The following is a 13,931-nucleotide window of genomic DNA, read 5'->3' on the forward strand; positions in this document are numbered from 1 at the left end:
GCGTGGGGTGCGGTGGGTGGTGGCGCCTCGGGGGGATTGTCTGACCGATGGTGAGGCGCTGTATGCGGCGTTGGTTTCGGCGCCGGGGCCGTCGTGTGGGTTGGGGGCGCAGCGGTGTGAGCCGGTGGCGGGGCGGCTCGTGGTCGTGGCGGACATAGGGGGGAGTCGGCTGGTGTATGCGTGTCGGGCGTGTGTGGAGCGGTATCGGTTGCTGCCTGTGGCTGAGCATCCGGTGGGTGGGTGGCCGGGGATTCGGATGGTGGAGTGGTGAACGGGGTGTGGGTGCGGGCGGTGGAAGTGGATGCGGGCACGGTCATGGTGGGGGATGTGATCACCGTGGGGGGAAGGCAGTTGATGGTGGCGGACATGGTGTCCGTGCCGGGTGGGCGGCGGTTGCGCTTCGCCAGTGGGGAAGTGCTCATGCTGCACCACCACTCACGGCTGACGGCGACGCGGTCCGGGCCGTACCGGCGCGGGCGGCGGTGAGCTTCCGCCCAGGGCCGCCCCGGATCGGGGACGGCAACGAGTGGGTTCTCGGGCGGTGCTGGCTGTGGTGCCAGAATCGGCACACCTGGGTGGTGTGGCTCGGCCCGGCCCAGACCACCGGGCACTACGCGCAGGTGTATGCCTGCCAGTCGTGCGTCGGGCGGTTGCATCACACCATCGTTGATTACAGCGAGGCCATGACCGATGCGCCCGTTGATGCCACCGGGATCAAAGTGCCGCTTTATGTCGCGCCCCTCGATCCGCCCCGGCCACCGCCCATCCGCTACCGGCGCGGTCGCTACCGGCAGCCCCGTACCGTACTCGGCCGGATGTGGCACCGGGTCGTCACCGGCCGGACTCAGCCGGAGAGGGTCGAGACCGCCGCGAAGAGGTAGAGGCAACCGCCTGCTGTGACCGCGCCACCGGCTATCGCCGGGGTCCAGGCAGCGAGTTTCGTGGTGCGGCCGGAGAGCAGGGCGTGGCCGCGTACGGTCAGGATGCCGACTGCGGTGAGGGTGGCGGCCATACCGATGCCGAATACCAGGACCAGGATGACGGCGTTCAGGGAACGGCCGGTGAGCATGCCGCTGACCAGGACCAGGAAGGCGGACGGGGACGGCAGCAGGCCGCCGGAGACGGCGATCGCCGTCAGGCCGCGGCGGGACCAGGGGGACGTTTCCGGGATGTCGTGCGTGTGATCGTGGTGGTGGGCGTGGCCGTGGGCGTGGGCATGGGCGTGGGCATGCTGGTGCCGGTGCCGCCGTGCCTTCAGGTGGCGGTGGATCAGGTGGGTGCCGACCGCGATGACCACGATCCCGGCCGCCACTTGCAGCCAGGCGGTGACCGTCTCGGTGGCGAAGCCGGCCGTGCCGGTCACGCCCACCCAGGCGCTGGCCAGCAGCAGCACGGACAGGGTGTGCATGAGCGCGACGATCACGCCGAGCCGCAGCGCGTCCCGGTACCGGCCCCGTACCCCCACCAGATAGGCGGCGGTGATGGTCTTGCCGTGGCCGGGGGCCACCGCGTGGGCGGCGCCCACTCCCAGGGCGACGATCACCGCCAGCCAGAAGACCGCCCGGCCGTCGAAGAGGGCGATCAGCCTGTTGTCCAGGGTGTTGAGGTCGGTCATGTCCGCCGCCGCCTTCTGGTCAGTGCCCAGACCCCCGCGCCCGCCAGTACGGCCACGGCGGTCCCGGCCGCCACCGCGACCCCGGGGGTCGCGAGCAGCCCTGCGGAGCCGGAGAAGTCCATCCGCCGGGTGGTGTCGGTGGCGGTGAGCAGGGTGCTGCCCGGGTCGGCGGGGGTCTCGGCGGTGAGCATCGTCCGATATGCCTCGTTGAGGTCGGACAGGGCGCCGACCGTCACGTCCACCTCCCGTACGTCGTCGGGGCAGCGGTAGGTCAGCCGGGCTCCTTCGGTGAGGAGGTTCTCCATCGAGGTCACCTCGCCCTCGCAGCGGGTGCCGTCCTGGGTGAGGTAGATCTGGTCGAGCAGGTACGCCCGTACGTCGTCGGAGCGTTGCAGCTTCTGCTCGCCCGTGAGTTCGGTGGAGACCGTCTCGGTGGCCGGGTCCTCCAGGGCACCGAGGGCCTGGCCGAGGGCGACCCAGTCGTCCTCGGCGGCGTGCCAGGCGAGGGTGACGGTCGGACCGTCCGCGCCGATGGTGGCGGTGGACGGCGGGCCGAAGGGGTGGGCGGCGGCCGGCTGGGGCCACAGGAGTACGGCTGCCGCGACGGCGGCCGGCGCCGCCAGTCGGGTGCGGTGGATCAGGGGGGTCACGGTGGTCTCGTTGCTCTCCGTCGTGCCGGGGGGGGAGGGGCGCGGGAGCCGCGCCCCTCCCCCGCGCGCTACTTGGTGATCTTGATCGAGGGGCTGTCGATCTGCTGGTTGGCGCTGACCAGGTACACCTCGTAGGAGGTGTCCTTCTTCACCCAGCTCGGCATCTTGAGGGCGTAGGACAGCCGGCCGATCTCGTCGGCCTTCACCGTGGCGATGACCCGGCTGTCGTCCTTCTTGCCGCCGATGGTGCGCAGTCGCACCTCGACGCGCTCGTCCGGGTCGTAGCCGAACGCCGACACCTGGACGGTGTCGCCCTTGCGGGCGGTGGTCCGGTCGACGGTGACCTGCTCGCCGACGGTGTTCTCGGCGGTCCGGATCTCGTTGACGGTGCGCTCGCCGGCGGCGTTCTTGCGGATGAGGAAGCCGTCGTTGTGCTCGCCGTTGGCGAACCGCGACTCGTACCGGATGGTGTCCTGGGTGACGTCGATCATCTGGTAGAGCTGGGCGTTCTCACCCTGGCGGACGAGTTCGGCGCCGTTGTCGGTCCAGTTGGCGCCGTCGTTGAGCTCGTACATCTTGCCGCCGGAGACGGACACGGCGTACGTGACGCCGTTGTGCACCGTGACCGAGTCGCGGTTGGCGACCTGGTTGCCGCGCCCGTACGCGTGGTCGTGGCCCTGGAGCACCAGGTCGACGCCGTACTCCTCGAACAGCGGGCCCCACTGGTTGCGTACGGCGACGTTGTTGCGGGTGCCGGTCATGGCGTAGACGGGGTGGTGGAAGGCGACCACGGTCCACTGGTTGGGGTTGTCGCGCAGCAGCCCTTCCAGCCAGGCGGTCTGCGCGGCCATGAGGGTGGCGTCGCCCTGGAAGTTGGAGTCCAGGCCGATGAAGCGCACGCCCTGGTAGTCCACGGTGTAGGCGGTCTGCTTGAGTTCCTCGTTGCCGGGTCCGTTGTCCGGGTACGGGAATTGGGGCCGCCAGAACGCGGACAGCTGGCCGGAGCTGTACTCGTGGTTGCCGGTCACGGAGAAGTTGTTGACCTGGCCGTCGATGAACCCGCCGGCCTGGTACCACTGCCCCCACTCCTCCTCCGAGTTGGGGGAGTTGATGAGGTCACCGGCGTTGACGATCATCTTCGCCTCGGGCCGGTCGGCGAACGCCTGCCGGAAGACGCGCGGTACGGCCGAGTCGATGTAGTTCTGCGCGTCGCCGTAGTAGATGAAGGAGAACGGCTCCAGGCCGTCGGCGGCGGTGGTGAAGTCGGTCCACTCGCTCCAGTTGACGCCGTCGCCGACCCGGTAGGTGTAGCGGGTGTCGGGTTCGAGATCGGTGAAGGCGACGGTGTGGTAGGTCGAGGCGTAGCCGAGATTGGTGTTGACGGAGGTGCCGACGCCGGCCTTGATGGTGGTGACCGCGCCGTCCGCGGGCTTCACATCGCCGAGGCCGCGCGGGGCCTTGAGGATCTGCGCCTGGGAGGAGCCGGCCGGGGCCTCGGCCCGCCAGGTGACGTTCTGGCTGGTCGCGGGCGTGGTGGTGGGCGTCAGCATGACGCGGTCGGGCATCGGCGAGGGCTTGTGGATCTCCGCCGCCGGGTGCCGGGTGGGGGCGGTCGGGGAGTCGCCGAAGGCCAGCGGGCCGGCGAGTACGCCGCTGGCGAGCAGCGTGGCGCCGCCGAGCACGGCGACCTTGGTACGGGTGGAGGCCATGGTCCAGCGCGAGGTGTTGACTGTCACGTGTGGAAGAACCCTTCACGGGCGAGGGAGTTCGGGCCTGGTGCCCAAGTCGTGTGGATTCAGCCAGGATCAGCCGAACACTCCCGGGGTGCTGGCTTGCCGCCGGGTGAACTCTTTGCCATCTCATGGCGGATGGCACACCGGATCCGGTACTGCCCTTGACCGTTTGCCGTCTGTTCTCCGGGGCGTTCCGGGCGCGGGATAGTTTGCGCCGTATGGGAACGGAGGCCGGGTTGGCGGCAGTCGGGCGGGCCGGGCGTCGCCGGTGGGGGCCGGTGTTCTTGGCCGGGCCGGTGGTGGGCGTGGTGCTGCTGTGGCTGCCCGCCGCCGATGCCGCCTCCGGCGATGCGGGGGCGGCGCCGGCGCCCGTTCACAAGGGCGACACGTTTCTCACCGCCGAGACGGGCGGCGTACTGGCCATAGAGGGCGGCGAGTGCTTCGCCGACCCCGCCCACTCCCCCGAGGCGGGCGAGGTCATGGTCCACTACACCCCGTGCGAGGAGGACGGTGCCGCCAATCAGGTGTACGGCTTCGTCTCCGCCCCGGACGGCGCGTTCGACCGGGAGCGGGTGGCGGCGTTCGGCTGGGAGAGCTGCGGGCGCGGATTCCGTACGTACTGGCCCGGTGCGGCGGCGACCGGGATCGGCTTCTATCCCGTGCTGCCGACCGCCGCGACCTGGGAGATCGGGGACCGGGACGTCATGTGTGTGGCGTACCGGCCGGGGAGTCGGCTCACCGACTCCCTGTTGCCCGCCGCGCGGGGGCGCTAGCGGTAGTCGGCCGCGTCCGGGTTCTTGCCCTCTGTCAGGGCCTTGATGAACGGCCAGGCGTCGGGGCGGGAGCCGTCGGTGTCGGTGACGCCGTACTCCCGGCCCAGGTCGCCGCTGCTGAGGGAGGCGCCGTTCCAGCGCGCCCGGTCCGGGTCGGCGGCCAGGGCGGCGACGCCCCGGCCGAGGTAGGTGGGAGATTCGGCGATGGCGAACGCCGGGTCCTTCTTGATGCCCTCGCGCCAGTTCTCCTCGGTGACCTTGAAGTAGGTGTCCAGCATCGCCTCCGAGCGCAGAAAGCCCGGGGTGACGCACACCGCCGTGCCGCCGGCCTTCTTCAGCTCCTCGCCGAGGGTGTAGGCCATCCGGATCGGGAGGTACTTGGTGAGGTCGAAGTAGAAGCTCTGCCGGTACTCGCGATTGGACTCGGCGGTGCCGTCGGTGACCTCCACCAGCAGGCCGCCGGGGTTGCGTACCAGCAGCGGCAGCGCGTAACTGCTGGTGATGATGTGGGTCTCGGCGCCCAGCCGCATCATCCGCAGGCCCTGCTCCAGGTTCAGCTCCCACATGGGGACGTCGAAGGAGAGGTCGAGGAGGTGGTCGCCGCCCCACACGTCGTTCACCAGGATGTCGAGCCGGCCGTGCTCGCGGTCGATGCGCTCGGTGAGGGCGGCCACCTGCTCGGGTACGAGGTGGTCGGTGGGTACGGCGATGCCCGTTCCGCCGCTGCCGCTGTCCGTGCCGGCCGCCGTGATGAGGTCGGCGGTCCCCTCGATGGTCTCCGTGGCGCGGCCGATCTCGCTGACCGAGGTGCGGGTGGTGCGGCCGGTGGCGTAGACGGTGGCGCCCGCGCGGCCGAGTTCGACGGCCATCGCCCGGCCGGCGCCGCGGGTGGCCCCGGCGACGAGGGCGATCCTTCCGGCGAGGGGGGCGGTAGGGGTGGCCTGTGGTTCCACGTGTGACACGGGTGGTCCTTCCGTTCCGTCGTGCGTACGCGACTCACCCTGACAGCGAAACCCGACATCCACTGTCGTACTTTCCACGGGTCTCCGGATGCGTGTCGCGGCGCGGCGGCGGATCCTTGTCCCGTGATGGACGAAACGGATTTCTGGGAGATCGTGGACGCCGCCCGGGAGGGGGCCGAGGGCGACCCGGTGGTGACCGCCGACCTCATCGTCGAACGCCTGAGCGACCTCGATCCGGAGTCCGTCACCGACTTCGCCCGGCACTTCGAGGCCCGCTTCAACCGCGCCTATCGCTGGGACCTGTGGGGCGCCGCCTGGGTGGTGCTGGACGGCGCAAGCGACGACTGCTTCGAGAACTTCCGCTGCTGGCTGATCGCCCAGGGACGGCGCGTCTTCGAGGGCGCGCTGCACGACCCCGACGCGCTCGCCGAACTGCTGCCGTCCGACTTCGACCCGGAGGAGGACGGCGAGGCGGAGGAGGTCGGCTACGCGGCGTACGACGCGTACGAGCGGCTGACCGGCGTCGAGCTGCCGGAACTCGGCATCGAGGAGACCCCCGAGGAGCCCGAGGGCAGCCCGGTGGATTTCGAGGACACCGGGGTGCTGGCCGCCGCGTACCCCAGGCTGTGGGCGCGATTCCGCGCTTAGCATGGCCGCCATGCCACAGCAGCCAGCGGAGCAGCCCCTCTCCCGCCCCCGTACCGCCCGTATCGCCGTCACCGGATCCTCCGGCCTGATCGGAAAGGCCCTCACCGGCGCGCTGCGCGCGGACGGCACGGACGTCGTACGGCTGGTACGCCGCCCGCCCGGCGCGGCCGACGAGCGGTGGTGGGATCCCAGCGGGCGGCAGCAGGAGAGCACCGCCGCCTCGATCGCCGGCTGCGACGCCGTCGTCCATCTGGCGGGGGCCGGGGTCGCGGACCACCGCTGGACCGCCCGCTACAAGCAGGAGATCCGCGACAGCCGGGTGCTGGGCACCGCCGCGATCGCCGCCGCCATCGCCTCGCTGCCGGACTCCGAGCGGCCCCGGGTGCTGCTGTGCGGCAGCGCCATCGGCTGGTACGGGGACACCGGCACCGAGCCGGTGGACGAGGACGCGCCGGCGGGCCGCGGCTTCCTGGCGGAGGTGTGCCGCGACTGGGAGGCGGCGGCCGTACCGGTGGCCGAGGCCGGAGTGCGTACGGTGTACGCGCGCACCGGGCTGGTGGTGGCGCGCTCCGGCGGGGCGTGGGGGAAGCTGTTCCCGCTCTTCAAGGCGGGGCTGGGCGGGCGGCTCGGCAACGGCAACCAGTTCTGGAGCGCGATCTCACTGCCCGACCACATCGCGGCGCTGCGCTTTCTGCTGGCGGACGAGCCGGGGCTGTCCGGGCCGGTGAATCTGACCGGCCCGCACCCGGTCACCAATCGGGAGGCGACCCGGGTGATGGGCGAAGTGCTGCACCGGCCCACCGTGTTCACCGCCCCGGCACCGCTGCTGCGGCTGGCGCTCGGACAGTTCTCGGAGGATGTGCTGGGGAGCCAGCGGGTGTTGCCGCGCCGGCTGCTGGAGGCCGGGTTCAGCTTCGCGCACCCCACGGTGGAGGACGCGGTCCGGGCGGCGCTCGACACCGAAAGCTGAAGTACGGGCGTACGGAGGCACATAGTGCGACCTGTGTGCCCCTGTGCCCGGTGCGTGCGCTCTGCCGCATTGTGGCGGTCGTGAGAGGGTCAGCGTCGGTCCGGGCGGCGTTGCCCGGGCCGCGAATGGGCATCAGCCCCTGCGGGCGGGCCCACCCAAGGCCAGGCCCGCCCGGCAAGCGCCGACCGCCTCATGGGAGGGCCCGTGCTGAGCAGCCGTACGCAAGCAGTGGATTCCGACGTCGTCGTCATAGGGGCCGGTACGGCGGGACTCGCCGCCGCCCGCAGAGTGTGTGACGCCGGGCTGACGGTCACGGTCCTGGAGGCGGCCGACCGGATCGGCGGCCGGATGGCCACCGTGGACCGGGACGGTTTCCTTCTCGACCGGGGCAGTTGGCTGACGGCGCCGGGGCTGCCGGAGGAGGCGGTGTGCCGGCTGACCGGCGGCGCGCTGCTGCACGGGGCGGCGGGGTACGTCCACCGGGTGGGCGAGGCGCCGGGCAGCGGGGCCGCGGGAGTTGCGGCCAACGACCCTGCGGAGCCGGGGCGTTCGCTGATCGCGGCGTTCGACCACTCGTGGCTGCGCGCCAACCTCGCCCGGCTCGGGAAGCTGCCGGAGGAGCGGCTGACCGCGCGGGCGGAGTTGCCGGCGGCGGTGGCGCTCACCGCGCGCGGTATCCCCGGCCGGATCGCAGAAACCTTTCTGCGACCGTTGCTCACCGCCCTGCTGCACGACCCGCAGCTCGCCACCTCCAGCCGGCTGAGCGATGCGGCGCTGCGCGCCTTCGCCCGCGACGGCCTGGCCCTTTCGGCGGGCGGCTCCGTCACCCTGCCCCGGACCCTGGCGGCCGGACTGCCCGCCGAATCCCTGCGCACCGGGGTACGCGCCACCGCCGTCACCACCTCGCGGGTGGAGACGGAACGGCACGGGACCATACGCTGCCGGGCCGTCGTCCTCGCCACCGGCGCCCGGGAGGCGGCCCGGCTGCTGCCCGGGCTGCGGGTGCCGCGCTTCCGGCCGGTGACGGTGCTGCATCACGCGGTGCGCGGCACCGGCGCCGTACCGCAGACCGGCCCGGCGCTGGTCATCGACGCCGTGCCGGACCGGGGCCCGGTCACCCACACACTGGTCGCCTCGGCGGCGGACCCCTCCCGGGCGCCGGAGGGCGCGGCGCTGATCACCTCGGTGGTGCTGGGCCACGCGGCGGCCGAGCCGGCCGAGATCCTGGACAAGGCGGCCCGGCCCCAGCTGGCCGCGCTGTACGGCACGCCCACCCAGGACTGGCAGCTGCTCGCCGCGCACCACGACCCGCGGGCCGTCCCCCTGAACCCGCCCCCGTACGCGGGCCCGCGCCGCACCCGCCTGCTGGACGGCCTGTATGTCTGCGGCGACCACCGGGGCGCGGACGACCTGGCCACGGCACACACGGCGGTCACCGCCCTCCTGGAGGACTTCGGCCGCCCGGCGACGGCGGAACCGAGCACCACAGCGGCGGCCTGACGGCCCACGCCCGCCCACGCCCCCCGGCGGTGTGGTGCCGGGGGGCGTGGGCGGGCGGGCGGCGGGGTCAGGTCAGGGCCGCCACCTTCTCCCGGTAGCCGCGGACGGCCAGGGAGTCGCGGTACGGGTCCAGGCGGCGTTCGAAGTCCTGGAGGTATTCGTGGGCCCGTGCCGACCGCATGTCGGTCGCCTGCTGGGCCGCCTCCACCGCCAGGGCGCACGCGTGGTCCACGTCGCCGAGCCCCAGCTTCGCCGTGGCCAGCACCACCCGGCAGAACAGCCGGCTGCGCGCGAACCCGTTGCCGCGCAGTTGCAGCGACCGTTCCGCGTACCGCGCGGAGGTGCGGTACTGCTGGAGGTCGCGGTGGCAGTGGCCGAACTCGTCGGCCAGCTGCGCCTCGTCGAAGAACCGGGCCCAGGTCGGCACCTCCTCGCCCGGCCGGGCCGCCTCCAGGGCGCGCTCCGCCCTGGCCAGCGCCGCCGAGCAGGCGCGTACCTCTCCCAGCAGCCCGTGCCCGCGCGCCTCCACGGCGTGCAGCAGCGCCTGCACGGTCGGCGGCACCGAGCTGGCCATGCCCTGCTGGGCCACCCGTGCCAGTTGCACCGCCTCGCGACCGTGCCCCAGGTAGACGGCCTGCCTGCTCATCGACACCAGGACGTAGCTGCCGTACGAGCGGTCCCCGGCCGCCTGCGCCAGTCGCAGCGCCTGCACGAAGTACCGCTGGGCGAGGCCGTGGGCGGCGATGTCGTACGCGGTCCAGCCGGCCAGCCGGGTCAGGTCGGCGGCGGCGGAGAACAGCCGGCGGCCGGTCTGCTCCCCGTAGGTGCCGCGCAGCATCGGTTCCAGCTCGTGCTCCAGGTAGCGCACCAGGGCCTGCCGGGCGTGGCCGCCGCCGTAGGCGTTGTCCAGGGCGCGGAAGAGTTCCGCGACGGAGCGCAGGGCGGCGATGTCGCCGCCGGTGACGCGCTGCCCGGGGCCGCGTTCGACGCGGTCCGTGCCGGCGCCGGAGCCGGTCCGGCCCGCGGCGGTGGCCACCGCGCCGGCCGCGCGGTGCCGGGTCTGTTCCGGGACCCGGGGGTGTCCCAGCTGTCCGAGCTGCCCCGGCTGCCCCGGATGCCCGGTGAGGCCGGCCAGGCTGGGCAGTCCGGTGATGCCGCCCACCGGGTCCGGCGGGTCGCCGCGCGCCACCCGGTCGTCGGGGCGGCCGATGAGCCAGTCCCGGCTGGGCACCACGAGACCGGCCGGGGTGAAGGCGATCTTGCGCAGTTCGGCGTAGCTGCCGGAGTCCTTGCGCCACAGGCCGGCGACGATGTCGATGGCCTCGGCCGGGGTGGCGGCGAACTCCAGCCCCGCGTAGACGGGGGCGCATGCCTCAAGGCCCAGGTCCTGGGCGGAGAGCCGGCGCCCCAGGCGCCGGGTGAAGACCTCGGCGATCAGCGCGGGGGTGGTGCCGCGCGGGCGCTGGCCGCGCAGCCAGCGGGTGACGGAGGTTTTGTCGTACCGCAGATCAAGCCCGTGTTCGAGGCCGAGCTGGTCGACCCGGCGGGCGAGCCCGGCGTGTGAGAACCCGGCTTCGGCGATCAGGGCCGCCAGCTGCCGGTTGGGGGTGCGCTGCCCGGAGGGCGGTGACGGGGGCGGCGCGGGCGCCGCCGGGGCGCCGGACGCACCGGCTCGCGCGGCGTGCGCAGGTGGGGGTACGGAGGGGGTGCCTCCGGGTCGTTCCGTGGACATCGGCGATGCGGTCTCCTGCCTTACGGCTGTGCGGCTGGAACGGCGTGAATGTAACGGTCTCTCCCCACCTGATCGGCCCGTGTGCGGATGATTCATCCATATGTGTGAGGACCGGGGCACACGCTTACCTGTCGGAGGGCGGCCGTACAGTGGTTCGGGACGCTTCGCGCGTCGTGGTTCTTCACCGGGAGAGTGAGCGGCAGTGAGCGAGCTGCGCTTTGTCCATCTGGGCTTCGGGGACGAGGCCGTCGAGTATCACGCGGCCTGGCAGGAGCAGCGGCGGGTGCACACCGCGCGCTTCGCGGACGAGGTGCCCGACACCTGCCTGCTGCTGGAGCACCAGTCGGTGTATACGGCGGGGCGCCGTACCGAGGACAGTGAACGGCCGCTGGACGGCACGCCGGTCATCGACATCGACCGGGGCGGCAAGATCACCTGGCACGGGCCGGGGCAGCTAGTGGGGTATCCGATCGTGAAGCTGCCGCGTCCGGTGGATGTGATCGCGCATGTGCGGCGGCTTGAGGAGGCGGTGATCCGCACCTGTGCGGAGTTCGGCCTGGAGACGACCCGGGTGGAGGGCCGCAGCGGGGTGTGGGTGCTGGGCGGGGCGCTGCCGGGGCGCGGGGCGCTGTCGCTGGACTTCGATCCCCGGCTGAACGACGAGGAGTTCGATCCGCGGCTGGCGGGCCCCCAGTACGCGCCGTCGAACGCGGGGCAGCGCGGCGAGGACCGCAAGCTGTGCGCGATCGGCATCCGGGTGGCGAAGGGGGTCACGATGCACGGCTTCTCGCTGAACTGCGACCCGGACAACACCTGGTACGACCGGATCGTGCCGTGCGGGATCCGGGACGCGGGTGTGACGTCGATCTCGCAGGAGCTGGGGCGCCGGGTGCCGGTGGCTGAGGTGCTGCCGGTGGTGGAGAAGCATCTGCGGGTGGTTCTGGAGGAGTCGGTCCCCCTCCCCCGCGCTGTCTGACCTCATAAGCACAGGCGTACGCTGAGATACGCCGATGAATCAAAAGTGGTAGGGAGGCGGACGTGTCCGCTGTCGCACCCGACGGTCGTAAGATGCTGCGCCTTGAGGTCCGGAACAGCCAGACCCCGATCGAACGCAAGCCCGAGTGGATCAAGACCCGGGCGGTGATGGGTCCGGAGTACAAGGATCTGCTGGGCCTGGTGAAGCGCGAGGGTCTGCACACGGTCTGCCAGGAGGCGGGCTGTCCCAACATCTTCGAGTGCTGGGAGGACCGGGAGGCCACGTTCCTGATCGGGGGCGAGCAGTGCACCCGGCGCTGCGACTTCTGCCAGATCGACACCGGCAAGCCGGCCGAGTACGACCGCGACGAGCCGAGGCGGGTCGCGGAGTCCGTCCAGCAGATGGAGCTGAAGTACGCCACCATCACCGGGGTGGCGCGCGATGACCTGCCGGACGGCGGGGCCTGGCTGTACGCGGAGACGGTGCGGCAGATCCACACACTGCTGCCGGGGACCGGGGTGGAGCTGCTGATCCCGGACTTCAACGCGGAGCCGGACCAGCTGGCCGAGGTGTTCTCCTCGCGCCCCGAGGTGCTGGCGCACAACGTGGAGACGGTGCCGAGGATCTTCAAGCGGATCCGGCCGGCCTTCCGTTACGACCGGTCGCTGAGCGTGCTCACCAAGGCCCGGGAGGCGGGTCTGGTCACCAAGTCCAATCTGATCCTGGGCCTCGGCGAGACGCGGGAGGAGATCAGCGACGCGCTGCGCCAGATGCATGAGGCGGGCACCGAGCTGATCACGATCACGCAGTATCTGCGGCCGACGCCGCGGCATCACCCGGTGGAGCGGTGGGTGAAGCCGGCGGAGTTCGTGGAGCTCCAGCAGGAGGCCGAGGAGATCGGGTACGCCGGGGTGATGTCGGGTCCGCTGGTGCGCTCGTCGTACCGGGCGGGGCGGCTGTACCAGCAGGCCCTGGAGCGGCGGGCGGCGGGCGCCGGGACGGTCTGAGCCGCCCCACGCGCCGGTGGCCGTAAGACGGCCGTAAACTGACCGGCATGGCGCGGAAGGACAAGGAACAAGATTCCGAGAACCCAGGGCGGCTCAAGCAGATCGCTCTGACGTACAAGATGACCAAGCGGGTCGATCGGTGGATCGGCCTGGTCATCTCTGCTGTCGGCCTGGGCACCTTCGGTGTGATCCTTGGCGTCGGCTTTCTGATCGGGCATCCGGTCTATCTGGGGATTCTGGGCTTCCTGGTGGCTCTGCTGACCACGGCCATCGTCTTCGGGCGACGGGCCGAGCGGGCCGCTTTCAGCCAGATGGAGGGGCAGCCGGGGGCGGCGGCGGCCGTGCTGGAGAATCTGCGGCGCGGCTTCGCGTTCACCCCGGCGGTGGCGATCAACCGGAACCAGGACGTGGTGCACCGGGCGGTCGGCAAGTGCGGCGTGGTGCTGGTCGGCGAGGGCAATCCGAACCGGCTGAAGACGCTCATGGCTGCCGAGAAGCGCCGGATGAACCGGGTGGTCTCCGAGGTGCCGGTGCACGATGTGATCGTGGGCAACGGCGAGGACCAGGTGCCGCTGAAGAAGCTGCGGGCGAAGGTCGTCAAGTTCCCGAGGGTGCTGCCCGGCCACCGGGTGACCGAGGTGAACGACCGGCTGCGGGCGATGGGCGACCTGATGAGCAACATGCCGCTGCCGAAGGGCCCGATGCCCAAGGGCATGAAGATGCCGAAGGGCGGCCCGCAGCAGCGCAAGGGCCGCTGAGCGAGGGCCCCGGGGAGGGGCCCGAGCGAGAAGAAGAAGACGGAGCAAGGAAACAGAAGATGGGGCCCGGCGGCAGCTGCCGCCGGGCCCCTTCTGTGTGTGCTCGGGTTCTGTGTGTGTTCGGGTGTGCTCGGGTGTGCTCCGTGTGCCGGGTGTGGCCGGCTCTCAGACCCGGATCTGTACGGCGTCGGTGAGCCGGTCGTGCAGCCCGCGCGAGTCGCGGTCCCAGATGAGCGGCGGGATGGCGAGGGCGAGCAGGATCGTACGGATGGTGGCGCGCGGGAAGCTCAGCCGCTCGCCGCTGAGGTGGACGACGCGCAGGCCGAGCAGCCGCTTGCCGGGGGTGGAGCCGAGGGTGCCGACGGTGAGGATGCCGGTGATGGTGAAGACCAGCAGGGTCCAGTTGCCGACCGAGCCGGGGCCGTCGGCAAGCAGACCGTATGCGATCAGCGCGCACAGCGCCCAGTCGACGCACAGGGCGGCCACCCGCCGGCCGAGCGGGGCGATGGAGCCGGGGCCGTCCTCGGGGAGCCCGAAGCGCTCACCCCGGTAGCCGAAATCGACGCCCATGCTCTCGGCGGTGGCCCGGGGACCGGAGAGCCATGAT

At 72.0% G+C, this 13,931-nt stretch carries 14 protein-coding genes; 8 read left to right on the forward strand and 6 right to left on the reverse strand.

From position 1 onward, the window contains the following. Positions 1 to 267 precede the first annotated feature (267 nt). Complete coding sequence (locus AC5WRL_RS05515; RefSeq protein WP_496087148.1) at positions 268 to 486, forward strand: hypothetical protein; 219 nt, start codon at positions 268 to 270, stop codon at positions 484 to 486. A 358-nt stretch (positions 487 to 844) separates the two neighbouring features. Here the strand turns inward: AC5WRL_RS05515 and AC5WRL_RS05520 are convergent, their stop codons facing one another. The 3 genes from AC5WRL_RS05520 to AC5WRL_RS05530 form a co-directional block, all read right to left on the reverse strand. Further along, positions 845 to 1,615 (reverse strand): nickel/cobalt transporter, encoded by a 771-nt coding sequence (locus AC5WRL_RS05520; RefSeq protein WP_496087149.1) that lies wholly within the window; start codon positions 1,613 to 1,615, stop codon positions 845 to 847. Continuing rightward, positions 1,612 to 2,265: a hypothetical protein gene (locus AC5WRL_RS05525; protein WP_496087150.1), complete on the reverse strand. Its 654-nt coding sequence runs from the start codon at positions 2,263 to 2,265 to the stop codon at positions 1,612 to 1,614. The genes AC5WRL_RS05520 and AC5WRL_RS05525 overlap by 4 nt, the downstream gene beginning before the upstream one ends. Positions 2,266 to 2,333: 68 nt before the next feature. Continuing rightward, positions 2,334 to 4,001, reverse strand: a complete 1,668-nt coding sequence (locus tag AC5WRL_RS05530) for a purple acid phosphatase family protein (protein ID WP_496087151.1) — start codon at positions 3,999 to 4,001, stop codon at positions 2,334 to 2,336. 275 nt (positions 4,002 to 4,276) lie between these two features. Here AC5WRL_RS05530 and AC5WRL_RS05535 point away from each other — a divergent pair, with 275 nt between their 5' ends. Further along, on the forward strand, positions 4,277 to 4,771 hold the full coding sequence (locus AC5WRL_RS05535) for a hypothetical protein (protein ID WP_496087152.1): 495 nt from the start codon (positions 4,277 to 4,279) through the stop codon (positions 4,769 to 4,771). On the opposite strand, the gene AC5WRL_RS05540 is transcribed toward AC5WRL_RS05535, so the two are convergent. Further along, the gene (locus AC5WRL_RS05540; protein WP_496087525.1) at positions 4,768 to 5,724 is read right to left on the reverse strand and encodes an SDR family oxidoreductase; all 957 of its coding nucleotides are present in this window, start codon (positions 5,722 to 5,724) and stop codon (positions 4,768 to 4,770) included. The genes AC5WRL_RS05535 and AC5WRL_RS05540 overlap by 4 nt on opposite strands. 135 nt (positions 5,725 to 5,859) lie before the next feature. On the opposite strand from AC5WRL_RS05540, the gene AC5WRL_RS05545 reads away from it, so the two are divergent. The 3 genes from AC5WRL_RS05545 (at position 5,860) to AC5WRL_RS05555 (ending at position 8,851) form a co-directional block, all read left to right on the forward strand. Continuing rightward, positions 5,860 to 6,381: a DUF4240 domain-containing protein gene (locus tag AC5WRL_RS05545; protein WP_496087526.1), complete on the forward strand. Its 522-nt coding sequence runs from the start codon at positions 5,860 to 5,862 to the stop codon at positions 6,379 to 6,381. A gap of 1 nt (position 6,382) precedes the next feature. Then, a complete protein-coding gene (locus AC5WRL_RS05550) occupies positions 6,383 to 7,351 on the forward strand; it encodes a TIGR01777 family oxidoreductase (protein ID WP_496087153.1) in 969 nt (322 codons plus the stop codon). A gap of 204 nt (positions 7,352 to 7,555) precedes the next feature. Further along, positions 7,556 to 8,851, forward strand: a complete 1,296-nt coding sequence (locus AC5WRL_RS05555) for an FAD-dependent oxidoreductase (RefSeq protein ID WP_496087154.1) — start codon at positions 7,556 to 7,558, stop codon at positions 8,849 to 8,851. Positions 8,852 to 8,918: 67 nt separating this feature from the next. On the opposite strand, the gene AC5WRL_RS05560 is transcribed toward AC5WRL_RS05555, so the two are convergent. Further along, positions 8,919 to 10,583 (reverse strand): NsdA family TPR-like regulatory protein, encoded by a 1,665-nt coding sequence (locus AC5WRL_RS05560; protein WP_496087155.1) that lies wholly within the window; start codon positions 10,581 to 10,583, stop codon positions 8,919 to 8,921. A 202-nt stretch (positions 10,584 to 10,785) separates the two neighbouring features. Here AC5WRL_RS05560 and lipB point away from each other — a divergent pair, with 202 nt between their 5' ends. The 3 genes from lipB to AC5WRL_RS05575 all read left to right on the forward strand — a co-directional run bounded on the left by lipB (position 10,786) and on the right by AC5WRL_RS05575 (position 13,324). Continuing rightward, positions 10,786 to 11,559 (forward strand): lipoyl(octanoyl) transferase LipB, encoded by a 774-nt coding sequence (gene lipB / locus AC5WRL_RS05565; RefSeq protein ID WP_496087156.1) that lies wholly within the window; start codon positions 10,786 to 10,788, stop codon positions 11,557 to 11,559. A 62-nt stretch (positions 11,560 to 11,621) separates the two neighbouring features. Then, positions 11,622 to 12,566 carry a lipoyl synthase gene (gene lipA / locus AC5WRL_RS05570; RefSeq protein WP_496087157.1) on the forward strand — a complete coding sequence of 315 codons (945 nt, stop codon included), beginning with the start codon at positions 11,622 to 11,624 and terminating at the stop codon, positions 12,564 to 12,566. Between the two features lie 47 nt (positions 12,567 to 12,613). Beyond that, positions 12,614 to 13,324 carry a DUF4191 domain-containing protein gene (locus AC5WRL_RS05575; protein ID WP_496087158.1) on the forward strand — a complete coding sequence of 237 codons (711 nt, stop codon included), beginning with the start codon at positions 12,614 to 12,616 and terminating at the stop codon, positions 13,322 to 13,324. A gap of 165 nt (positions 13,325 to 13,489) precedes the next feature. Here AC5WRL_RS05575 and AC5WRL_RS05580 read toward each other — a convergent pair whose 3' ends face one another. Further along, the gene (locus AC5WRL_RS05580; protein ID WP_496087527.1) at positions 13,490 to 13,894 is read right to left on the reverse strand and encodes an RDD family protein; all 405 of its coding nucleotides are present in this window, start codon (positions 13,892 to 13,894) and stop codon (positions 13,490 to 13,492) included. Positions 13,895 to 13,931: the final 37 nt, after the last annotated feature.

It is taken from the genome of Streptomyces sp. NTD107, from assembly GCF_059510435.1.